The sequence below is a fragment of the Superficieibacter sp. genome, from assembly GCF_032071645.1.
Taxonomy (GTDB): domain Bacteria; phylum Pseudomonadota; class Gammaproteobacteria; order Enterobacterales; family Enterobacteriaceae; genus Superficieibacter.
The window spans coordinates 112,391-132,488 of the sequence record NZ_DAMAPU010000001.1 but is presented as its reverse complement, the minus strand read 5'-3'; the positions used below and the strand labels follow the sequence as shown (position 1 = coordinate 132,488).

The 20,098-nt window shown below is 52.0% G+C and carries 25 protein-coding genes and 1 pseudogene; 1 reads left to right on the top strand and 25 read right to left on the bottom strand.

Going from position 1 to position 20,098, the window contains the following annotated elements:
• Positions 1 to 2: 2 nt before the first annotated feature.
• The 18 genes and pseudogenes from RT197_RS00730 to RT197_RS00645 form a co-directional block, all read right to left on the bottom strand.
• Positions 3 to 3,275 (bottom strand): phage tail tape measure protein, encoded by a 3,273-nt coding sequence (locus RT197_RS00730; RefSeq protein ID WP_312947539.1) that lies wholly within the window; start codon positions 3,273 to 3,275, stop codon positions 3 to 5.
• Positions 3,276 to 3,319: 44 nt separating this feature from the next.
• Positions 3,320 to 3,667, bottom strand: a complete 348-nt coding sequence (locus RT197_RS00725; protein WP_312946291.1) for a zinc ribbon domain-containing protein — start codon at positions 3,665 to 3,667, stop codon at positions 3,320 to 3,322.
• Positions 3,668 to 3,720: 53 nt separating this feature from the next.
• Positions 3,721 to 3,999: a DUF4035 domain-containing protein gene (locus RT197_RS00720; protein ID WP_312946290.1), complete on the bottom strand. Its 279-nt coding sequence runs from the start codon at positions 3,997 to 3,999 to the stop codon at positions 3,721 to 3,723.
• 8 nt (positions 4,000 to 4,007) lie between these two features.
• Positions 4,008 to 4,391, bottom strand: a complete 384-nt coding sequence (locus tag RT197_RS00715; RefSeq protein ID WP_312946288.1) for a phage tail assembly chaperone — start codon at positions 4,389 to 4,391, stop codon at positions 4,008 to 4,010.
• A 33-nt stretch (positions 4,392 to 4,424) separates the two neighbouring features.
• Positions 4,425 to 4,844, bottom strand: a pseudogene (locus RT197_RS00710) (hypothetical protein); the annotation flags it as partial.
• 59 nt (positions 4,845 to 4,903) lie between these two features.
• The gene (locus tag RT197_RS00705) at positions 4,904 to 5,251 is read right to left on the bottom strand and encodes a DUF3168 domain-containing protein (protein WP_312946285.1); all 348 of its coding nucleotides are present in this window, start codon (positions 5,249 to 5,251) and stop codon (positions 4,904 to 4,906) included.
• Entirely contained in the window at positions 5,248 to 5,697 is a 450-nt protein-coding gene (locus RT197_RS00700) for an HK97-gp10 family putative phage morphogenesis protein (RefSeq protein WP_312946282.1), read from the bottom strand. Before RT197_RS00700 ends, RT197_RS00705 begins: the two co-directional genes overlap by 4 nt.
• Positions 5,694 to 6,032 (bottom strand): phage head closure protein, encoded by a 339-nt coding sequence (locus RT197_RS00695; RefSeq protein WP_312946280.1) that lies wholly within the window; start codon positions 6,030 to 6,032, stop codon positions 5,694 to 5,696. The genes RT197_RS00700 and RT197_RS00695 overlap by 4 nt, the downstream gene beginning before the upstream one ends.
• A 12-nt stretch (positions 6,033 to 6,044) precedes the next feature.
• Positions 6,045 to 6,377: a head-tail connector protein gene (locus tag RT197_RS00690; RefSeq protein WP_312946278.1), complete on the bottom strand. Its 333-nt coding sequence runs from the start codon at positions 6,375 to 6,377 to the stop codon at positions 6,045 to 6,047.
• Positions 6,378 to 6,382: 5 nt separating this feature from the next.
• Positions 6,383 to 6,643 (bottom strand): hypothetical protein, encoded by a 261-nt coding sequence (locus RT197_RS00685; protein ID WP_312946276.1) that lies wholly within the window; start codon positions 6,641 to 6,643, stop codon positions 6,383 to 6,385.
• A gap of 46 nt (positions 6,644 to 6,689) precedes the next feature.
• Positions 6,690 to 7,910 carry a phage major capsid protein gene (locus RT197_RS00680; RefSeq protein ID WP_312946274.1) on the bottom strand — a complete coding sequence of 407 codons (1,221 nt, stop codon included), beginning with the start codon at positions 7,908 to 7,910 and terminating at the stop codon, positions 6,690 to 6,692.
• Between the two features lie 9 nt (positions 7,911 to 7,919).
• A complete protein-coding gene (locus RT197_RS00675) occupies positions 7,920 to 8,606 on the bottom strand; it encodes an HK97 family phage prohead protease (protein ID WP_312946272.1) in 687 nt (228 codons plus the stop codon).
• Positions 8,603 to 9,895, bottom strand: a complete 1,293-nt coding sequence (locus RT197_RS00670; protein WP_312946270.1) for a phage portal protein — start codon at positions 9,893 to 9,895, stop codon at positions 8,603 to 8,605. Before RT197_RS00670 ends, RT197_RS00675 begins: the two co-directional genes overlap by 4 nt.
• Positions 9,896 to 9,928: 33 nt before the next feature.
• On the bottom strand, positions 9,929 to 11,665 hold the full coding sequence (locus RT197_RS00665) for a terminase large subunit (protein ID WP_312946268.1): 1,737 nt from the start codon (positions 11,663 to 11,665) through the stop codon (positions 9,929 to 9,931).
• Positions 11,619 to 12,083, bottom strand: coding sequence for a phage terminase small subunit P27 family (locus tag RT197_RS00660; protein WP_194205804.1), 465 nt, complete (start codon positions 12,081 to 12,083; stop codon positions 11,619 to 11,621). The genes RT197_RS00665 and RT197_RS00660 overlap by 47 nt, the downstream gene beginning before the upstream one ends.
• 173 nt (positions 12,084 to 12,256) lie before the next feature.
• The gene (locus RT197_RS00655) at positions 12,257 to 12,598 is read right to left on the bottom strand and encodes an HNH endonuclease signature motif containing protein (RefSeq protein WP_312946264.1); all 342 of its coding nucleotides are present in this window, start codon (positions 12,596 to 12,598) and stop codon (positions 12,257 to 12,259) included.
• Positions 12,595 to 13,185 (bottom strand): hypothetical protein, encoded by a 591-nt coding sequence (locus RT197_RS00650; protein ID WP_312946261.1) that lies wholly within the window; start codon positions 13,183 to 13,185, stop codon positions 12,595 to 12,597. The genes RT197_RS00655 and RT197_RS00650 overlap by 4 nt, the downstream gene beginning before the upstream one ends.
• Positions 13,167 to 14,624 (bottom strand): glycosyltransferase family 2 protein, encoded by a 1,458-nt coding sequence (locus RT197_RS00645; protein WP_312946259.1) that lies wholly within the window; start codon positions 14,622 to 14,624, stop codon positions 13,167 to 13,169. Before RT197_RS00645 ends, RT197_RS00650 begins: the two co-directional genes overlap by 19 nt.
• Positions 14,625 to 14,723: 99 nt before the next feature.
• Here RT197_RS00645 and RT197_RS00640 point away from each other — a divergent pair, with 99 nt between their 5' ends.
• The gene (locus tag RT197_RS00640; RefSeq protein ID WP_312946256.1) at positions 14,724 to 15,263 is read left to right on the top strand and encodes a YfbU family protein; all 540 of its coding nucleotides are present in this window, start codon (positions 14,724 to 14,726) and stop codon (positions 15,261 to 15,263) included.
• Positions 15,264 to 15,712: 449 nt separating this feature from the next.
• On the opposite strand, the gene RT197_RS00635 is transcribed toward RT197_RS00640, so the two are convergent.
• From RT197_RS00635 to RT197_RS00605, 7 genes are all read right to left on the bottom strand, one after another.
• Positions 15,713 to 16,447 (bottom strand): protein phosphatase 2C domain-containing protein, encoded by a 735-nt coding sequence (locus RT197_RS00635; RefSeq protein ID WP_312946253.1) that lies wholly within the window; start codon positions 16,445 to 16,447, stop codon positions 15,713 to 15,715.
• Positions 16,444 to 17,211 carry a serine/threonine-protein kinase gene (locus tag RT197_RS00630; RefSeq protein ID WP_312946250.1) on the bottom strand — a complete coding sequence of 256 codons (768 nt, stop codon included), beginning with the start codon at positions 17,209 to 17,211 and terminating at the stop codon, positions 16,444 to 16,446. The genes RT197_RS00635 and RT197_RS00630 overlap by 4 nt, the downstream gene beginning before the upstream one ends.
• A 549-nt stretch (positions 17,212 to 17,760) precedes the next feature.
• Positions 17,761 to 18,225: a lysis protein gene (locus tag RT197_RS00625; RefSeq protein ID WP_312946248.1), complete on the bottom strand. Its 465-nt coding sequence runs from the start codon at positions 18,223 to 18,225 to the stop codon at positions 17,761 to 17,763.
• Positions 18,215 to 18,718, bottom strand: coding sequence for a lysozyme (locus tag RT197_RS00620; RefSeq protein ID WP_312946246.1), 504 nt, complete (start codon positions 18,716 to 18,718; stop codon positions 18,215 to 18,217). The genes RT197_RS00625 and RT197_RS00620 overlap by 11 nt, the downstream gene beginning before the upstream one ends.
• Before the next feature lies 1 nt (position 18,719).
• Complete coding sequence (locus tag RT197_RS00615; protein WP_312946244.1) at positions 18,720 to 18,959, bottom strand: class II holin family protein; 240 nt, start codon at positions 18,957 to 18,959, stop codon at positions 18,720 to 18,722.
• A gap of 301 nt (positions 18,960 to 19,260) precedes the next feature.
• Positions 19,261 to 19,665 (bottom strand): type II toxin-antitoxin system HicB family antitoxin, encoded by a 405-nt coding sequence (locus RT197_RS00610; RefSeq protein ID WP_312946242.1) that lies wholly within the window; start codon positions 19,663 to 19,665, stop codon positions 19,261 to 19,263.
• Positions 19,666 to 19,716: 51 nt separating this feature from the next.
• Complete coding sequence (locus tag RT197_RS00605) at positions 19,717 to 19,893, bottom strand: type II toxin-antitoxin system HicA family toxin (protein ID WP_312946240.1); 177 nt, start codon at positions 19,891 to 19,893, stop codon at positions 19,717 to 19,719.
• Between the last annotated feature and the right edge of the window lie 205 nt (positions 19,894 to 20,098).

The following is a 20,098-nucleotide window of genomic DNA, read 5'->3' as shown; positions in this document are numbered from 1 at the left end:
GCTTACACTCCTTTAATGGCCCGCCACAGCGGCGTACCCGGTCGGCTGACCTCTTCATTCACCGTGCGCACGATGGCATCGGTCAGCTGACGACCGGCAGCACTGGCCGCGCCCTGGCTGACCGGCTGCTGTGACTGTGAGTTAATATGAATATCGCCGATGATGACGAAGGGCGCGCTGCGTTCGGTCTGTACCCCGCCCGTCGCCCGCACACCCAGCGAGCCATCCGCCGCGCGCGTAAGCGGCATAATCGCCTCCGGCCCGGCTTCGCCGAACACCCCGGCACCTTTGGCAAAGGCAAAATACTGCGGCGTGCTGTACACCCCGTTGGTGTAGGCGCTGAGCGACGGGGAGTCATACACATCGCCTTTCGCGTTAAATCTGAAATTAGCCGCTGCGCTCTGAATGGCGGTCCCGCCGCTGCCTGCCGCAGAGGATGCGCCGAAGCTGAACAATGAGCCGATGGAGCTGGCGGTATTTGCCATCGCCATATTCACCAGCACGTTCTGGACAATCTTCAGCACGCTGACGCCCCAGTCCTTCCAGCTTGACACGTTGCCGTTGAGCATATCGGTCACGCTGGAAACGGCACCATCCATCGCCTGCCTCATGCCATCGGCCGCCAGAGCGGAATAGTTCGTCGCTTCATCTGCCCAGTTGGCATAACCTTCGCTCAGTCCGCTGAACCAGTCGTCACGCTGCGCGTCTGAGGCGCTGTAAAAGCCCTGCTGGTCGCGCAGGCGTTCATCCAGGTAGCGTTTATTGAGCGCCAGTTCCTGCTGATACGTCTCTTCTTCAATGTCGCCTGCCTGCCGCTGCCGGAGCAAATCGGTATTCTTCTGCTCAAATTCCTTACGGATATTGAACTGCTCCTGCATACGTTCACGGAACCGGGTTCCCTGCCCGTAGCCGGTAAGCTGGGCCTCATTCGCGGCGCGCGCGCTGGCGTTACTGTCGGCCAGTTGCGCTTCGTAGTTGCGGAGCTGCTCGCGTAATTTAACCTGATCGATAAGCGCGGCATTGCGCATCAGATCAGCTTTCTGTGCCTGGCTTAAGGTTGCCAGCTCTCCCTGACTGACCTGATATTTCACTTTCGCCAGTTCGGTATTTTGCCCTTCGAGCGCGATCTGCTCTTTTTGCTGCTTAATCAGTCGGTCATAGGTATCAACCGCTTTTTCAGCATCAGATTTCGGCCCTTTCTTCTTGGGCTTATTGGCCTCGATATTTCTCCATTCAGTGAGACCATTGTCGATGAGCTCTTGTCGCCATGTCTGGAACTGAGGTTCATTTTTAAGACCAAGATCATCAGCAGTATATCCAAGCCTTGCCCTTTCTTTTTCCTCGCCTTTTAATTTAGATAAAGCTAAATCGCGACGGCTTTTTTCAAGGGCATCGCTTTGCTTTTGATCGAGGTCAACCTGAGGGAGGCGCATTGGCGTATTAACTAAACCCTGTCGGGCCATTAATAAATTATTACCTAACCCAAGTAGGCGATTAAATTCAGTATGTTCCCCGTTCATTAATAAAAGAGATTGGTAAGCAGCATTTTGTTCAGCCGCCTGTTGGCGGATTAATGCCACTCGCTGATGCTCAATACCTTCAAGAACATCTTGAATCGATTGGGATTTAGCCTGCATTTGCCATAGGCGTTCCTGCTCTACGGCTAAAGCTTGAGTTGCATTTGACAGGTCGAGAGTTGCATCATCAAGGCTTTTGAGATGGTTAATCATATACCCACCCACTGTTGGCCCAGGATTAGCCAACATATATTGATATCCGGAAATTTCTTCCTTTAACCCCCTGACTTTTTTTGCTTGTTCATCTACCAGTCGATTTTGTTCATCCAGAGCCTTACGCGTTTGAGATTCATTATCTGATGCCTCAGTGAGGCTCATCGATTTAGTTTTTTCGCGTATATCATCCAGCGTATTGGCATAGTCGAGCGCTGACTTTCTGACCTGCTCTTGATTTTTATACCATGTATACCAAGCCCCGGCACCCAGGAGAATTAGACCAGGAAATCCCCCAACTAAACTCAGCGCGCCACCCATCATGCGAGAACCAATCGACGTCACATTATTTAAAGCGGTTTGAGCTGAGCTTCTCGCTGCAATATTTCTTGTTAATGATTGTTGAGCTGCACTCAGTCTTTTCTCTGCGGCCGCCTGAGCATCTGTTCCTCTGGCTGCAACTAAAGCTTGTTGAGCTCTGTATACTGCCGCCCTTGCTCTGGCTGTGGAGATCTGGGTACCTCTAACCTGAGCGTCTGCGAGTGCAATTTCCCTTTTGGCTGCTCCAATGAGACCTGTACTGGCTGAAATTGCCCCAGAAGCCATACCACCTAAATATCTTGCTAGACCAATTGAAACCAAAACACCTGCGGCAGTGGCAACGCTGTCAATATTTTTTGAAACGTCATCCATCACACCAGAAATTGTTGCCGTCGCGCCACTCGCTTTATTGGCACCACCTACCCATTCCATGAATGCATTCTGAATACGTGTGGATGCTGCGCTGACGCTGTTTGGCATCGAGTCAAACTCAGACTTTAGTTTGCCGAGCTGACTGATTAGCGCAGGTACAATTTTATCCGTGGTTAACTGCCCCGCGTCAGCCATGCCCTTAAGGTCTTTCTGAGCAACACCCATACCATCAGCCAGAGCCTTCATAATTCGCTGCCCAGACTGCGCCACTGAGTTAAAGTCTTGTCCACGCAGCACGCCACGGCCTAATGCCTGCGAAAGCTGTACAATAAGAGAAGATGTCTCTTCGGCGGACGCGCCCGAAACCTGAAGCCCGTTAGCCAGGGCATCAGTGAGTTTAAGGATATCCTGTGTCCCAAACCCCCATTCGCGTAATGATGTTGAAGCACGGCTAAAAAGTGCAGCGTTATCAGCAAAAGCTGAGCCGGTGCGCTGGCTAATATCCATTAAACCCTTTTGCGCGGCGGAAAAATCACTCGCATCAGTTGTTGCGAGTTTTACCCTCGCTGAGAGAGAATTGTATGAATCCGCCAGTCGAATAAGATTTGCAGTGGCAAATGCACCAGCAAATGCGCCGGTTAGATTTAATGCAGCGGTGCGAGTAGTATTTAATTGTGACGTAACAGAAGCTAAAGCCCGCTGGGTTTCACGCTGCGCTGACGCCGCTTGTCTTCCACCATTCTGCATAGTGCGGTGATAGTCCTGCCCCATACGAGAAGCACGAGAAATTTCTGACTGAAAAGATTGAGAGTTGGCAGAGATTTTGATTATTAGTTCGCGCAGCGTAGCCATAACAAGCTCCAGAAACAAAAAAACCGCCGAAGCGGTTTTCTTTATCATTCATTTATTCCAGCCTTTCGCCTGGCCTCTTTTAAATAATCTTCATCAGACTTTTTTAAATCCAAATTCGGATTATTCCCTGTCAAATCACTCCCACAATGCTTACATTTTATTGCTTCAGATTTAATCATTTCTGCGCAAAAAGGGCATTTTTTCATTCCATCGAAGGCGATCATGTCCTTTTCTTCAGCTTTAACATCTTTGCGTATTACTAATGAATGAACGAAAGCAATGATGAAAAGCAATGCACCATAGATCCACCACGCAAAGAAGGAGCGTCCCTTGCTATGAGCGATCAGAGCCGGGATGATGCCAATGACAATCGAGATAAGTAGTATTTCCATAAAGCCCCCATTAAATTTTATGGGAGGAATCCTAATACCTTGTTAAAAAAAAGTCACTGTGTTGCTGCGTCTAACGCAGCCTCAAGGCTGGCAAAAGGATCTTCCGCCTCTGCGTTTTCATCCCCAGTCCATTGCAGCAGAACATCATTCAGCGTGGTTTTAACCCCCTGTGAACCGTAAACAGCAGATGTTATCTGCGCCGCCTGGATGTCGCCTCGAACATCACCAATTGGATTGTTTCGGTCGAACTCAATCCACATCATCAGCTCGCTGGCAGTCATACTCTGACGCAGTTCTGACAGGGTGCGCCCCAGCCGGAGCGCCAGCGACATCAGGAATTTTACGCCGGGGGTTGCGACTTTTCCCGCGCATCGTCCGCAGTGCTGATGAGATCAAGGCCTTGCTTGAGCAGGCGCGCATGGATTGGGCCGTAAATCTCCCGCACCTGCTCTACATCTTCTGGTCCGAATACCGGTTGCTTGTCCGTATCGCAGAGGACATCAATAAACAGTACTACATCCGCGCGCAGGTTACGGTGCGCCCGTTCCGACACTGAAATACCCTCGTCGTCACTGTCTGCTCTGACGATCTCCTGCCAGCGTAACCAGCCTTCACCGGAGGGCTCACGCAGCACGACTTTAGCGTTATCCCACTCAGGCACGGTGGTTTCTTTAAAGCGAAAGCCCGAGTTTTTAGCCAGGGCCAGTTCTTTAAGCGAAGTCATTTTTTTTCCTTACGAGCCGGACTCAATGTTTTCGGGTTTGCCTTTCAGGCGCAGGGAGAACGTGGCGGCCACCACGCCATTGGTACCGGACGACCAGGTATGCTGGCGCACGTCTGCCAGGAACTTATACCCTTTGCCGGACGGGAAGATGACCTGAAAGCCATAGGTCGTGTCATTGTCATAGGCTGTCCGCAGTGCATCCTGCGCCGGGTTGCGGTAGAAGTTTCCCGACATGGAAATTTCAGACGGTGCCGGCAGGCCGTTGGTATTTTCCTGCTCTTCCGAACAAAAAGTGGTGGTGTCGATATCCTGTTTCTGACCGCCGGTAAACTGCACCTCTTTCAGCGTGCAGCTCAGATCGAGGAATTTGGCGGTTTTCAGCGTGTCTTTGGTTGCGGGAACCTCAGTGATCAGGATTTTGGTGTTTTGCGATTTTTCATACAAAGAGGACATAGCTGTCTCCATAAAAGCAAAAACCCGCCGGAGCGGGTCGTTCAGGGTTGATTAATGTTTCAGGACGTAACCTGAAATTCGAGCGTGGCACGGTAAAGGCGGAAATCAGGTTCATAGCCGGGGATATTCGTTATTTCAGTCGGAGTCAGGGGCTTAGCCGCCTCCAGCGCCTGATCACGAATGGATCTGGCTTCCTCAATGGTCAGTGAGTAAACATCAATCTGCACTGATGCGCGGGATTCCGCCTGACCGCACAGCACATCAGTCGAAACATCAGAGACCAGGGAGAAGATCACCCACGGCGGTGAAATGGACGGCTGGCCATCGTCGCTTAACGGTGCGACATAGGGATAAACCTGCCCGTCAGCCAGGTGCGATAACAACGGGTAAAGATCGGCTTCTGTCATTTGCTCAGCACCTTATCAATGGCGCTGTTCATCCTGGCAATAGCGGCTTCGGCGGCCTCTTCCTGCCGGGTATCAAACGCCGGTCGCACAAACGGATGCGCAGGCATGTTCACCGTACCCAGTTCAACGAAGCGCCAGTAGAACGCATTACGCGGATTGCTGGCTTTCATGGTGTTATCGCTGTTGCCGGTCCGGGGGTTAACGCCACGAATATGAACGCCGGACGAAATTTCACCCCGCCGACGCGATCGCTGCGTGACCACCACCACATTCTTTTTAGTTTTCCCGGTGCGGACCGGAGCCCGGTTAATGACTTCAGTTTTCAGCACGTCAGCACCCGCGCGCGTGGCATCGCGAAGCACCTTGTTATTTTCGGCCCGGCTCAGGGTTTCGAGGTCGCGGGCAATATCCTCCAGCCCGGAGAAGTCGAGGTTAACATCAATCACTTTTCGCTCCCAAGTTTGCAGAGTATTTCAAGCCGCGCTCCTTTGCTGTCGGGCAGCGGAGGGCCGGTCACCATCAGCACCGCCCCCTTAAAAGGTCCGGTACGAACCTTAAGACGTGATGAGGCACTGATATCCCGGCAATAACGGATCCAGACGCGGACAGTGGCTTCAGCATGTTCTGCACCGGAGGTCATGATTTCGCGCCCGCTGATCCCCTTAACATCTGCCCATACGGTCGCACCGTCAGTCCAGTTTTCTACAGGCTGACCTGAAGGCGATCTCGTCGTGGAAAAATTACTGACTGTGACACGGTGTCGCATTGGGCCAATTTTCATACCCGTCTCCTTTCAGATACCCATATCAACACGCCAGGGATTCAGCAGCCAGCGCGCAGATTTGGGAAAGTCGCCGCCAGGATCATCACCGCGGTTTTCATACAGCCAGCCCAGAATAAGAAGCACGGCACTCTCAACAGACGGCATGATGATCATTGGCTTTTCACCCGCTTTTCCGGACAACACTGCACTGGCCAGCGCTGTTTCGTCCGCATAAAACTGTCGGTTGAGAAACTGCATCGCTGCATCTTCAGCTGCACAAAGATAGATTTCGACCATAGCTTTGTCTGTATCCTCATCCAGTCTGAGATGCTCCAGCGCGGTTTCAATCCGGACAACAGTCATAACATTTACCCCTTTGAGTCCGGCTGAGGATTCATTTTGTTTTCCGTAACGTCAGTCACTATGACCACCAGACCGTTTGCCGCAAGCTCTGCCGCACGTTGCCGCGTTACTGTAAACGCATCATCCGTGGGTGAGCGAAAAGTGGTACCGTCCATAAAACGGCGTAAAGGCTGGACGGAAACAAAGCCTGGCTTAACTGCTTTTTCATTCAGGTGATCCTGATCGTCAGCAGCCCTGCCGACATCGGTTTTTTTACTCGTTCTCATGGCTCACTCCTTATCTAAAAAAGGGCCGCCGTAGCGGCCCCCTGTCTCAGGAACCAGCAGCCATAACAGCGCCGGTGACAAACGCTTCAGGGCGGTAAACCGCCATCGCCAGCCGTTCTTCTGCAAGAATAGTCACCATGTTGCGGATGAAATCGTCTTCGTTCTCCGTTGACAGGAGTACTTCAATTTCAGTGCGGTCAAAGATTTGCGCCGCCATGTTAAACGCGCCGGTAAGGAAGTTGTTCTGCGCCATCGCCTGGGTTTCGACAACCGGAAGCCCCCAGATGCGCGGCACACCACCGTTAACCGGTTGCGCGATGATATAGCGGCCCTCGCTGTCTTTGGTCAGCTCAATGCCCGCCCAGTCGATTGGATTAAGCACAAAGCCCGAGGACGGATATTCCGCCAGCACCGCCTGAAGAACTGCCAGGCGCAGGCGATCAATGGGAGTGGCACCTGCCACGCTGATGGCGGGCGCAAACTCTGCCGCCTGCGGAAGAATACCCAGGATATTCGCCCCTGTGCCGTCACCGTTAAGCAACTGCTGCTCTTCCTTAAAGCGCAGTCCATACTGGGCGCGACCGTCAATATAGCTGGCCAGCCCCGGCGCATCGTCGAGGATCTGGCGCGAAGCCTTGAAGTGATGGGCGATAGTGCGCACCGGTGCGTTTTTCAGTTCAAACTGAATATCGGATTTAGGTTTCAGCCCGCCTTCCGGCACCGTCGCGGCATTGTTGGTAAAACCCGTTTCCTGAACGAATTCAACGCCGTTCGATGCAGTATTGCCCGGGATGAGCAGATCGCGGATGGTCATGGTGCGCTCAGGCGGCGCAACAATGCCCTGAATGCGATCCGCAATAACCAGACTGTTTGTCGCGCTGGCCCCGGTACCAGTGGTGGCAGGAACGTTCATAATGTCCTTGCGCTCAAGCCGGACGCGAATGCTCTTGCGTGCGGAGCTGTCCATCCCTTTATACGCTTCGCTTTCAATAACCAGGCTACCCAGCGATTTTCGCTGCGCCGGTTCTTCACCCGGCCGGCGTGCACCTTTCTGCTCCAGCTCGGTCAGACGCTCCTTGAGCTCGTTCATTTCGGTCAGGCTTTGATCCGTCATTTGTTTAAGTTCAAGCGTGACATTTTCACCTGACTGCATTTTCTTCTGAACGTCTTCGCCGAAGGTTTTGACCTGATTCATGACCTCGGAGAGCTTGGCCGAGACTTCACTGATGCTCTGGGGCTGATCGTCGGCGGATTTTTTCTGGTACATATTGATTCCTTACTGGATTTTGGGGAGAGAGAACTGGCTAAGTTGCTGGCTCATTGCCGCAATAGCCGATTTGGTTTCGCCGTCTTCGTCCCCGGACTCGCTCCGGCCACGCAGATGTGTCAGACCACGGCAGGCGATCGCCGCAGACTGTGTTTTCGAGAAACCTGCCTCGCGCAGGAACTTCTCAAACTCAGGTAATGAAGGAAGATCGCCGTGCGATAACTTCGACTTGATAATATCCACCCGGGCATCATCATTCGCAGGCACGGTAACGATCGAGATTTCGACAAGATCGAGTTTCGTCAGGGTTCTGATGCGGGTCTTCTCGTCGTAATTAGACTCGCGGACGTAATAGCCGATAGAGAGGCCGGTAATGGCACGGGTCTTCATTCCCCGCCAGGCGGTTTTAGCGTAAGCGGCGTCATCAAGCCAGAGTGCTCCCTCACCAAACAGGCCATGATCGTCTTCTTTTAAGGCGCTGATGTCCCAGTTACCGATCGGCTCACCGGTCCGGTGTTGCCACAGCACCGGAAAAGTGCGGCCCTTGCTCCGCGTTTCTTCGATACTTTCAAGAAATGCGCCGGGTGCCACCACCTCGTTGTAGCTGTCCACCACATCGAATACGGATCCGTATCCGGAAAAAAGGCCATCATCACTGACGGCCTTTATGTCGAAATCGAAAGCTTTTACTTTCATTGCTGTGTTTTTCCGGTACATTCCGGCGTCTCCTCTGATTTAATTCCCAGCCATTCCCGTAACGCGTTTTTTGCAGACTCACTCTCCGCGCCGGCACCGAGCTGGTTAAGCGGCATCAGGTTGGACTGCACCGTAAGTTGATCGCCCCCGGAGTGGGGAGCCAGATTCTCTTTCTTCCTGGCTTCATTGCGCGTCATAATGCCATTCTGTGTCATTGTCGAATAGAAAGCCGCCCGCGCCGCGCTGTCTGCCCGAAGAAGTCCTTCAATAGAGAACTCAGCGAAATAGCGGTTCCGCTCGCCGGGTGCCAGCAGGTTTCTGCGAATGGCCTGTTCAATGCGGGTCAGCCAGGGGCGCAGGGAAAATGTCAGAAAACCGATCAACATCTGCTCCACCCCACTGCCCCACATGGTCTGTCCCTGCGCATTGTGACCAATCAGTCCCGGCCACACCCTGAACCACCGGCATATCTCCTCGATATTAAAGGCCCGGGTCTGGAGCATCTGCGCATCTTCGGGGTTCATGGTCACAGGCTGAAATTTCATGCCAGCCTCGAGCACCATCATTTTCCCGGTATTCATCGAGCCGCCGAACTGCTCTGCGAGGCTGTCACGGACCTCGGCGCGCTGATCTTTCTTCAGGATCTGCTCCATCGACAGCACCCCGCTGGGCCGCATGCCGTTTTTGAATACCTTCGCACTGGCCTCGTCGGTCGCCATCGCCAGCCCCAGCGTCTGCCGGGCGTAGCTCACCGGCGAAAGACCCATGATGCCGTTCGTGCTGAAGGCGCGGATATGCATCACATCCCGCTCGTTAATGTTCCGTATTTTTCCGCCAGGCCAGTCCCGGTAGGTATAAACAGGCGCGCCGCTGTTATTGAGTTCAACTTTCATTCGTTCCGGTCGCAGCGGCACCAGCGCGGTGATCCGCTTGCCGGTGCGGTCAATCTCTGCGTAAGCATTCCCCCAGAGCAGCAGGCTGGCCATAATCACTTCCCAGAACTCCACGGCAGTCATATCGGCATTGGGCTGGTTATGCAGCAGTTCATAGAGAGGGTGAGAACTGGCCGCTTCCCGCCCGTCATCGGTTTTTTCATAAAAGCCGACCGGCAGTGTGGCAATGGTTTCGGAAAGCAGCCGCACACAGGACCAGACCGCTGACAGCTGGAGTGCTTTGTCCACGGTGACGGATTTCCCGGAGGCGGTTTCACCCCCGGCGTACGCCGACCAGAATTCACTGTCGGTCAGGGAAACAGGTATGCCAAGCCACCGGCGAAGCGCACTTTTCATCCGGCCCGGCTTTTTCTCTTTATTCATGGTGACTCACACTATGATGGGATTACTGAAGAAGTCATCGATATCGCCGCTGTCATCTTCATAACCTTCGGCGGCACCGATAGCCATGGCTGACGACACCACGCCGTCTATACGGCCGGTGCTTTTCTTTTTGGCGAAGATACGGTTTTCTTTCTGATCTGCCTCTGTCACCGCTGAAGCGGCATTCCAGCGCAGGCAGGGGTTGGTTTTAATCGCAACAGATGACTCGTCGAGCATGCCTTCAAACAGCTCGATTGAATGCGGCATCCACAGCCCTGACTCCTGTGCCTTGTAATATCCCTGTCCGTGCGGGATAAGCGGAACCGCAACGGCGGCCTGTTCCAGTTCCGGCTCCAGATATTTAATCCGGTACTGGTCAAACGCGATGGCCTTTATAAAAAACTGCTGGGAAAGGTCAGCGATGCGCTCCGCAACGAAACCGTATTTCACTGCCTTGCCCGGGGTGGTATGAATAAAACCATTTCGCTCCCAGGCATCATAGGGAACACGGTCTGTTTTGGCGCGATCGGCAAGGGTGTCTTTTGGCGTCCAGAATTCCACCAGCAGTTTCCGCTGCTTCGGAAAGAAAAGCGCCAGCGCGGTCAGGTCGCGACTGCCGGAAAGATCGAGGCCGCCATAACACTCTTCCCCCTGCAGTTCGGCAGGATCGAAATCCTCTTCACAGCCCATCCAGACATCGCTGCTCATCCAGGGATTATCAGCATCCACCCACTGACAAAAATTAAGCCGCCTGACGATGCTCTCTTTCGCCGGCATACCGCGTGCCTGGGTGACCTGCTCACGCAGATAGCGCTCCGTAAAGGTGTGTCCCAGCGACGGGTTGGCTTTCTTCCAGCAGGATTCATCTTTGAGGGGATCTTCACCCTCATCAAGCGAGCAGATAAAGGAAAAGAAGCTGTCATCCTCAACTGACCCTTCTGCAACCTTGCGACCATATTCGTGGTAGTCATAGCAGACACTGGTTTTATCATGTCCGCTGTTGGTGATCATGAAAATCAGTGCCTGACGCCGCCCCTTGGTCCCGGCTCGCATCATTTCAACGACCTGGTTATTTTTATGCTCGTGAATCTCGTCAATCAGCGCACAGTGCGGGCGTGGTCCCGACTGGCCGTCGTCTGAACTTATGGGGCGAAAAAAGGAACCTGCCTGCAAGAAAGCCAGATTCCACTCCTTACCAGCACCACCGGATTTATTGATCCGCTGCGCCAGCGCCGGAGACTGGTCAACCATTGCCACCGCATCACGGAAAAGGATCATTGCCTGGTCTTTCTTCGTCGCCGCTGCATACACTTCGGCGCGGGGCTCTTTATCGGCTACAAGACAGTAAAGTCCGACGCCGCCCGCCAGCGGGGACTTGCCTGAACCTTTTCCTGATTCCACATAAACCATCCGGAACCGGCGGTAGCTTTCACTGTTTTTCCAGCCAAATATCGAGCCAACGATAAAACATTGCCACGGCAGCAGGTTAAAAGGTTTCCCTTCATAGTCCCCGCCGTTGAGCTTCAGGACTTTTGCAAAAAAATCGATCGCCCGCTGCGCAGCCTCTGTGTCCCATTGCAGCCCGCGCGCGTGGCAGGATTTCAGATCGGCCAGATGACGCTTACAGGCATTACGAATATCCGGACCGGCAATTTCTTTTCCGGACGTGACGTCCATCGCGTACTGCGTGGCCGGGTCAACCGAAGAACTGGTTGAGCGGGTCTTCTTCTTTTTCTCCACCATCAACTTTCACCTTCGTCCTGGCGGCAGGGGTAAGGCCGAATTCAACCAGGTAACTTTTAAAACGGCGATCCGCATCGGCCAGCATGGCTACTGCCGGATTGGCTTTAATCAAAAAACCGCCGTCGGTCTGAACGGTGTAGGTCCGCCCCTCATCAGCGATGGTCAGACGTAACTGCAGAATGTCGGCGTAAATATCGCAAAGGCGCTCAAGCGCCAGCGTGTCTGCAACGGTAAGAACACCCATGCCATCAAGCAGCACGGTCAGTTTTCCCCACGCCACTTTCCCCCAGTCAGTGAGATGAGCGGGCGGACTGGGTATTTCTCTGACGGGGGCGGGTTCTTTATCGTTGAGTTTTCGTTTGCCCGGATTGCCGGTAACCACTTTGAGGTGGGTCGGTTTCGGGCGTCGTCCTGCCATCGGAACCTCCCGGAAAAAAACTTTTCATTTCGCGGTTGTGCGTAAAAAGGACAGGCGGCGGTCATGCGGGCTCAGGGTTCTGAAGTTTCGACCCGCCCTCCCCTGATGATGAGAATAGATATCATTTTCTTTCAAATAGTTTCATAATGATACTAATCAGGTGATATTAATTATCATTTGAGCCAGTGTGATGCCGGATCGAGGGGGATGCCGTTTTCATTACATCCAATAATGATGCCGCGTTTCTCCATCCGCTGTTTGGTTGAGTCATGGTGCTGCTTACAGAGCCCCTGCCAGTTTCTGCGGCTCCAGAAAAGCTTCTGGGCCTTTGCGATCGTGGCAGAGTCTCCGTCGTTCAGTGCTTCTTTCAGCCGGTGAGGGGTGATGTGATCAACCACTGTTGCGGCCGTCACCCTGCCCTGCTCCTGGCACATGACGCAGAGCGGATGAAGGCGCAGAAAGGCTATGCGCTCCTTATCCCATTTACTGCCATAGATGCGTGGCTCTGCTTTCATAACAGCCTCCAGGCCCGACGGCGCTCAGTACGTGGTGCCGCGTCAGGATGATGCTCGACCGGTTCACCATCGGCATGGTCCACCAGCGACCAGCAGGGGTATATAATTGAACCGCCATACGCATCACCCACAGCAAAGTCTGCGGACTTGTTGCTGTCCCATCGTGCAAACACCCTGCCGATATGCTGCGGCGGTACGCTGTAGCAGACGCCGTGTATCAGGCGAGGCAGTGTGATGTAGTCGCAGCGTATCCGGTCAGCCTTAATCAGTTGCTCCGCTATCTGCATCTGATACTGGGGTGGGCGTCCGGTACCGAGATAAAAGCTCAGCATGTCATCAGGAAAGCGGGCCAGCCAGTCAGCAACAAGCTCGACAAAACCACTCACCGGTTGTGCGTCGTCTTCCAGCACCACTACACGGCTGGATTGGCAGGCGGCCCAGCCAAGCGCGCGACGATGATTCCAGTTTGCGCCGTGGTCCCCGCTATCAATTAGCAGGACAGCACCGAGAGTTTCAGCCAGAAATAGTGCCTGCTTGTGCCGTGAGTGATGGCCGACCACTATAAACTTCACTTGTGGCGAAACCACGCAACCTCCTTACCGATACCATCAGTTTTAAAGACAGTGTGAACCTGAGGACCGGTAACAAGGCTGTCAGCAAATGATTTAGCCACGATCCCAAACGCAAGCATATCGCCTACCGCTGCGCCAGCACGCTCTGTCTGCCAGAAGCGGTTACTCTCGATGCGGTAATACAGACGTACGATGGCATGAGCGAACGCCATCACATCCTCACGCGTGCCGCCCAGCAGCCCGGCATTAAGCATTACGTCGTGACGATGCTCATCAAGAAAGTCCTGATAAGGTTTCTCGGGATGGTTCTGCCGGGCCCATGCGTCAGCGTAAGTCTTAGGCTCGGATCCGACGTAAACCTGACCGGCTTTCATCTCGTCCCACGGCGCGTGCAGCATCTCAACGTCAGTACCATCGGTACACCAGGCGAACTGGTATTCAGGGTGATCGCGCAGATACTGGTAGATGTGCAGCCAGCGCCGGAAGTAAACATTCATCGCAACAGCAGGAACACTCACCAGCTGTGCGCCGGGTGGCGCTTCAGTCAGTTCGTCAGCAAGCACAACCGCATCAGCACCACTGATTGACGTTGCCCAGGCGCGCAGAAGGTCTGGGTCAGGCCGCATCTTCACGCCACGCTGCGGATCAGACTGGCTGGTTAACTGGGTGGTGATCACCACGTTGCGACGCGGGCGGTATTCGACATAACCGGTATAACCGGCATCCCGGCGCTCGTTGTGGATTTTCACGTTGCGTGCCACCAGCGTTTCGCGATCAGGACGGGAAACAGAGCGCGTGACCTCTTCGTGCTCATCCATCGAGTGAATCACCTTTTCCGAGCCAGTAACATCAGCATAAGCCCACGTTGTAAGCCCGGCATTGTGGATGCGCAGCGCCAGATCAGAATGCTCGTACATGCCGCGACCGTAAACCGGATCAAAGCCCCCTACGGTCTCAATGGCGCTGCGGTGGTAATAGAGCATCACGCCACGCTGCCCGGTATAGGCCACATGCTGATCGTCACGGTAGAGCACCGCCAGATCGTTCAGCTTGCGCGGCCCGGCCAAATCGAGAAACTGATAAGAGAGATGCGGCTCAGGTGATTCGATATAGGGCAGATGCCAGTTATCGGCGATCGGCCAGGCATCATCATCCCACAGGAAGAGATGCTCGCACCCGGCATCAATCAGCGCGGTAAGGCTGGCGTTCTTCGATGCAACGATGCCCAGTGATGTGTCGTGCCTTATCAGTTTTACGCCATCGGTAACAGTAGCAGCCGGGGCTGAGCCATCATCGATCACCACCACCAGCGCACCGACGGGTAAATGCCGCAGATGTTGGTCCAGCGTCCGACTTAGTACGTCAGCACGATTATGCGTCGTTATCGCTATACCAATTCGGGCGGATGACTCGCTAGCAGGTGCATACGGGACACCATCAATAGTGACCTGCATAATCTCTCCAATGCCAAACTATTTGTTTTTTGTGAAGAAGCCCTGTGGACTCAGCGGTAAAATGCGAGTAAGAATAAAACTCACTCAGAGAGGTAAATCATGGATACTAAAGATAAAATCAGTACTGTATTACTTTGTGATATTGCCATGCATCTCGGTATCGATACCGACTTTGATCCTGAAATCGTCAAGTATGCGCTCACCTCCGGGCAAGACTGGGTTCTTGACGCAAAATATGCAGGATATTTCTCGGAAGGCTCATCGAAAGCACAGCGCGATTTTGTAGTTGAATTGCTGAATGCATACAGAGGATTATCTAAATCTTACCGTCTTCTCGGCTCAACTGAGCAGCAAGAATTAAAGAAGACGCACCGACTGAGGATTCATGATGGTTACATCCAACTGCCTGGATTCGATGGGAACAATGAGTATACCTACATAAGCATAATCGAAGCCTTCCAAAAAATTGAGCGTTTCCCTGAACAAAAATCCCCTATCAACAATACGCACTCCCAGACAGAGCATCACTACAACGCACTTATTGAGGCTTGTAAGAAAGCTAATGCTGTGAACCGGGAATGGGAATTGGGAGCGGAGGAAGTAAGCGAAATATTGTCTCACGCTCCATTAGCGCTCTAACAATCGCAATAGTTTTATCCCCGCATGGGGATAACTAAACGATTATTCAACTAGGGGATAGAATTCAGTTTTCGTTCCCCTTCAATTTCTCTTATACCTTTAAAAATATTATTACCCTCTCAATAATAAACAAAATTGGCTTACTCCACAAAAAACCTGGTATTACGTCATTGAGCTGGTGGCAGCGGTACTATCATCGGCTGCGTCAGGTCTGCCGGAAGCGGTGTGCATGGTGCTTGGCACGTAAACGGTAAGCGTATTCGAGCCGAAAGTTAACGGATTGCCCAGGCTCGCTGCTGAAAGTTTCTCGTTGATGCGCGTGCGATGCGCATAAAAAAGCCCCGCATGAGCGAGGCAATAAAAAACCGCCCTGATGAAGTGAACCCCGAAAGTTGGACCTCCAACGATTAGGGGTTCACTTCATCAGGGCGGCTTATTTGTTGCTATTGTCATACTTGGAAGGATACAGCAATCAGAGTGTAATCATCTATAGGACCGGACCGTTCTATCCTCCTTAACAAACTAGCAGCAAACTTTGGTGCTTTCGATATAGTCTCAAACGAAAGTCTTGGTCTCTTTTCCCAGAAATGATGTGCTCCATCGGACATGATGTAGATAGTGATGAGTCTTTTTTCATCAATCAGCTCTGATAAGGGCAACTCAACGCTTTGATAGCGTAAAGCAATATTTCTAGATATCGCTGCTGTAAGAGTGTTTTTACCGGGCAGATCACGCAACTCTTTCTTGGTGTAAATACCATCATCAAAAAGCTCTTGGTGTTGCGTATGATCTTTGGTTATCAACTGAAGCTTAGTGCCTTTTTTCACATAGACTCGAGTATCACCGATATGTCCAACGTACAAAGCTTTATGGTCGATGTAACAGTAGGAAAGCGTAGTTGCTGCATTGATCCAATCAGTCCTAGTATCTACAACAGCGTCAACCTTTTCTTTCAGATCAAGAAATGTTTTTTGTATGTCCGTAATGCTTTCGTTAATGGTAGATCTAAGCGCAGAGGTGGCCGTATCTGCTATCTCTTTAGCGCCCTCGTATGAACCAACGCCATCAGCGACAGCAAAAACAAATCCGTCACCTATTTGAGTTGGTAGTACATATGAGTCCTGATTGCCCCGCTCGTAATCCTTAGGGCATGAGAAAAACCCGCAATTCAGAAGATTGATCATGCCTGCCTCCCTTCAATTATGGTGTTGAGATCGGCACACATTGCGCTGACTGAATCATATCTTGCATTAGGTTTGTAAGCTGTAGCCTTGCCAATGATGGCATCAATGCCATCAACATGGCTTAAATTTAAGATATTCACTATAGCACCTGCAGCATAGATGTCAGTTTTAGGGCTATACAGACCTCTATTCACTTCTGGAGCTTTATAACCATCAGTACCCATAGTAACAGCTATATTAGTTAATACTGCTGATGCTGCGCTAGGGTCATCGTGCCTTACTAAACCAAAATCAGACACTTTGTATTGTCCATCAGAAAATTTAAGAATGTTTTCAGGTTTGAGGTCTCGATGAAGATATCCGCGACTATGAATAAATTCGATACCAAGCAGCATCATTCTAATAGCAGCCAGTTTCTCATCATCGCCTAATATGTTCCCCTCAATCTCATTCATGAGGTCCGTATCAGCTAAAGGCATTACAAACCACGGATTCTCAGCATAGAGGTTATGTATTAAGACGGGTACAACATTTGAGTGCTGGCACCGAGATTGGTAGGTTACTTCTCGCTCAAATCTTCTTCTCCAGTCATCGGGACTGAAGATAGATCCTACTATGTCTTTGTTGACTGAGAGAATTTTGCGAGCGTAATGACCACAAAAAAGATCATCAGAATTGTAGAGTTCAATTTTCTCTACACGTCCAAATGTTCCACTTCCAATTTCTGAAATTGGCCTTACACGATAATTCCCTCTAGATTCCATTTCAGCTCTCTTACACTCGACCCCATGTCAGATAAATTACTCCCTTTTAAGAAATAAATCTATTGACATGAGCAGAATTGCACAGAGAGCTATAGGCTTAGTTTTTAGGTGAAAGCCGATGTTGGAGTTCAACTTCACCGACACTAGCAAAGTCATTGTTACATTTCTCAATTACGGCCAGCAACGATCTAGTCTAAAGAACGGCTTAGCAATACTTCATTGGACTAGTGGAAGCGGCACAATTATCGGTTGAGTAAATTCAGCTGGTATGACTCATAAGTAGTACCGACGTTACGACGCTTCCCAACGTGGTTAACCATGTCGCAGTGGCCGCGCTCATGCCCTTAAGTCGCTGTCGCTCAATCGCCGCTCAAAACCGGTGCGCGTCTGGCTTTCGCGCTGCTTTACCGGCACACCCATTTCTTCATTAACCCTCACCAGCGGTATGTTGCAGTTTGGACTTGCATCTGGCTCTCTAATCGGAGACTCGGGGCCGCATCATGACTGCGGCTTGCATGGACGGTCTCACCGCTTTAGTGCTTCATGGGATCACCTCATACATTGTTGGCGAACATACTGCTGTAACCCAGTCAGCTGCTTTGTGACGGTTTCAATTCGCTCTCTGAGGGTGAAATAATCCCGTTCAGCGGCGTCAGTAAGTCTTGGGCCGGTGCCATCATCCATGCTGGTGGTACCGGGCGCTCCGTTCGCTCTGCAGGTGGCGTTGAGTTGCAGCCGCTTACGACCAGCAGCAACATCACGTTCAAGCTGGGTAATAGTCGCTTTGGCATCTGTCAGTTCTCCGTAGTATTTCGCATCGAGTGCGGCGACGTCGCGCTGGCGCACCTTCATATCATTAATGGTGTCGTTTGCCAGCTGCAGGTCGCCTTTGGCTTTATCGCGCTGCTCTTTATAGGCGATGGCATTATCGCGGTAATGATTAACCGCCCAGCCGAGGGCCACCAGCAGGCCAGCGATAACCAGCGCACCGATAAGCTTTGCTTTAAAGGTCATTTTTACCTTCCGCCAGGCACATGGAACGCTCCATCTCGCGCCGGTTCTGCAGCCCCTTCCACTTCATGCCACCAGCGTAAACCCAGCGGCGCATCTCTTCGCACGCACCGGCATGGTCGCCCTTATTGAGTTTCCGCAGCAGAGTGGATTTAGAGAACGCATCAGAGCCGACGTTAAAGACGAAGCTGTAGAGCGCCGCGCGCTGATACTCGCCCACCGGCACCTTCACCAACTGGTCAACGGTGCGCTTTGCCGGCTGCAGGTCTTTCCACAGCAGGGCATCACATTCCCGGTCGGTATAGGTTTTGTGCCGGACGATATCGCGCCCGGTGTGCCCGTCGCAGACCGTCCAGACGCCAGCCACATCTTTATAGGCTTCGTACTTCCGCCCTTCAACCCCGTCGTGGCCGCCAAGAAAAGCCGTGGCGATGAGCATCGCGCCGCCGCCCGCAGCAGCGATGAGTTTTTTACGCAGACTGCTGGTCATCGGCATATCATTCATCTCCAACTTTTATCGTCGGGCCGTATTTCTCCAGCGCCCTTACCTGGGCATTGGCAACCTTTCGTTTGAAGTACCAGTTAATAAGTCCGGTGACGACAATACCCGCGATACCAGCCAGCACGCCGACGGCACTCCATTCATCAGGACTTAGTTTTGTCAGAACACCGTTCAGGATGGTGCCGCCGGAAGTGCCGAGCGCGACACCGGTTACGAGTTTGCTCATATGGGACATGTCTCTCACCTCCGCTTCAGGGAAGTGGTTATGGGGAAAAAGGATAAAAAAAAGCCTGCTCAGAGAAGCAGGCTACAGGGAGCAATATTCATTCAGTATTATCGCTGGTGGTGATGGATTGCGTGGGTGGTCGCCTGATGACACAGACTGGACCACCCAGCAGAGGGGTATTCACCACATACTGAGTAAGGTTCACAAACGCTGTTCGATCAATGAATCAGCTGGTACTTTTTAGAAATTGTGATCAGGAGCCAATAACACAAGCCCGCCGAAGCGAGCCTGTGTTATTTATCTTGGGCTATCAGATAGTCACTTCGAGTTGATGGCCCAGCGCAGCCAGAGCTTTCTGAACAGTATCGATTTTGGTCGAATGCTTCAGATCAAAAAGCCGGGTCACTTCCTGCTTTTTCACTGCCATGCGTGTGGCGAGTTCAACCTGAGTAATCCCGGAGTCTACGAAGGCATTGAGCATCAGTACCTTCGCCGCAACGCTGGCCGGCAATTCAACGAAATCGCCGGTGATTTTACCGGGTTCAGGCACCTTTTGCCCGTCCTCAAAGTAAAACTCAAACGCAGTAACCAGAGCGTCCAGCGCCATAAATAACGCCTCTTCTCTGGTATCGCCCTGCGTCAATGCTTCCGGGATATCCGGGAACGAAACAACATATCCGCCGGTATCCGGCTCAAGGTTTACGGGATATCGCATATTGTCTTGATGAATCTCAGCGAGTACCAGCCCCCGGAGAGGCTGGTTTTTTTATTTCAGGCCAAGCTGCTTAATGATGGCCTTTCGTAATGGTTCTTTTATCTCACTTCCGGGGTGCCGTGGCATTACGCTTCGTTTTCCCCCGTATTGTAGTTTCAGATGGTTAGTACCGTTTGAAACCACAACTCCCTGAGACTCAAGCCACCGCCTGAACTCGCTTTGCTTCATCCCTCCTCCAATCTGTTGAACATAATATTATAGTAAGCAATTATGCTTACTGTGTAAACATTTATGTTTACTTTTAGTTGAGAAGGTTGCAAAAAAACCGTTCGGAGGCGGGATCGAATGATTAAGCTGCGTGTCTAAGTGACCACTCTTAACAGGTTAAGATATTTTTTGCGTACGCGTTAGACATTTCGTATTATCTATAACA

Excerpts from the sequence above, each read along its gene's own strand:
- RT197_RS00625 (WP_312946248.1), bottom strand. The coding sequence starts at position 18,225 with ATGACCTTTAAAGCAAAGCTTATCGGTGCGCTGGTTATCGCTGGCCTG.
- RT197_RS00675 (WP_312946272.1), bottom strand. The coding sequence starts at position 8,606 with ATGAAAGTAAAAGCTTTCGATTTCGACATAAAGGCCGTCAGTGATGAT.
- RT197_RS00605 (WP_312946240.1), bottom strand. The coding sequence starts at position 19,893 with ATGAAGCAAAGCGAGTTCAGGCGGTGGCTTGAGTCTCAGGGAGTTGTG.
- RT197_RS00645 (WP_312946259.1), bottom strand. The coding sequence starts at position 14,624 with ATGCAGGTCACTATTGATGGTGTCCCGTATGCACCTGCTAGCGAGTCA.
- RT197_RS00615 (WP_312946244.1), bottom strand. The coding sequence starts at position 18,959 with ATGTCCCATATGAGCAAACTCGTAACCGGTGTCGCGCTCGGCACTTCC.
- RT197_RS00640 (WP_312946256.1), top strand. The coding sequence starts at position 14,724 with ATGGATACTAAAGATAAAATCAGTACTGTATTACTTTGTGATATTGCC.
- RT197_RS00690 (WP_312946278.1), bottom strand. The coding sequence starts at position 6,377 with ATGACTGTTGTCCGGATTGAAACCGCGCTGGAGCATCTCAGACTGGAT.
- RT197_RS00635 (WP_312946253.1), bottom strand. The coding sequence starts at position 16,447 with ATGATCAATCTTCTGAATTGCGGGTTTTTCTCATGCCCTAAGGATTAC.
- RT197_RS00705 (WP_312946285.1), bottom strand. The coding sequence starts at position 5,251 with ATGACAGAAGCCGATCTTTACCCGTTGTTATCGCACCTGGCTGACGGG.
- RT197_RS00665 (WP_312946268.1), bottom strand. The coding sequence starts at position 11,665 with ATGGTGGAGAAAAAGAAGAAGACCCGCTCAACCAGTTCTTCGGTTGAC.
- RT197_RS00720 (WP_312946290.1), bottom strand. The coding sequence starts at position 3,999 with ATGTCGCTGGCGCTCCGGCTGGGGCGCACCCTGTCAGAACTGCGTCAG.
- RT197_RS00620 (WP_312946246.1), bottom strand. The coding sequence starts at position 18,718 with ATGCCGATGACCAGCAGTCTGCGTAAAAAACTCATCGCTGCTGCGGGC.
- RT197_RS00695 (WP_312946280.1), bottom strand. The coding sequence starts at position 6,032 with ATGAAAATTGGCCCAATGCGACACCGTGTCACAGTCAGTAATTTTTCC.
- RT197_RS00670 (WP_312946270.1), bottom strand. The coding sequence starts at position 9,895 with ATGAAAAGTGCGCTTCGCCGGTGGCTTGGCATACCTGTTTCCCTGACC.
- RT197_RS00610 (WP_312946242.1), bottom strand. The coding sequence starts at position 19,665 with ATGCGATATCCCGTAAACCTTGAGCCGGATACCGGCGGATATGTTGTT.
- RT197_RS00725 (WP_312946291.1), bottom strand. The coding sequence starts at position 3,667 with ATGGAAATACTACTTATCTCGATTGTCATTGGCATCATCCCGGCTCTG.
- RT197_RS00715 (WP_312946288.1), bottom strand. The coding sequence starts at position 4,391 with ATGACTTCGCTTAAAGAACTGGCCCTGGCTAAAAACTCGGGCTTTCGC.
- RT197_RS00660 (WP_194205804.1), bottom strand. The coding sequence starts at position 12,083 with ATGGCAGGACGACGCCCGAAACCGACCCACCTCAAAGTGGTTACCGGC.
- RT197_RS00630 (WP_312946250.1), bottom strand. The coding sequence starts at position 17,211 with ATGGAATCTAGAGGGAATTATCGTGTAAGGCCAATTTCAGAAATTGGA.
- RT197_RS00685 (WP_312946276.1), bottom strand. The coding sequence starts at position 6,643 with ATGAGAACGAGTAAAAAAACCGATGTCGGCAGGGCTGCTGACGATCAG.
- RT197_RS00655 (WP_312946264.1), bottom strand. The coding sequence starts at position 12,598 with ATGAAAGCAGAGCCACGCATCTATGGCAGTAAATGGGATAAGGAGCGC.
- RT197_RS00730 (WP_312947539.1), bottom strand. The coding sequence starts at position 3,275 with ATGGCTACGCTGCGCGAACTAATAATCAAAATCTCTGCCAACTCTCAA.
- RT197_RS00680 (WP_312946274.1), bottom strand. The coding sequence starts at position 7,910 with ATGTACCAGAAAAAATCCGCCGACGATCAGCCCCAGAGCATCAGTGAA.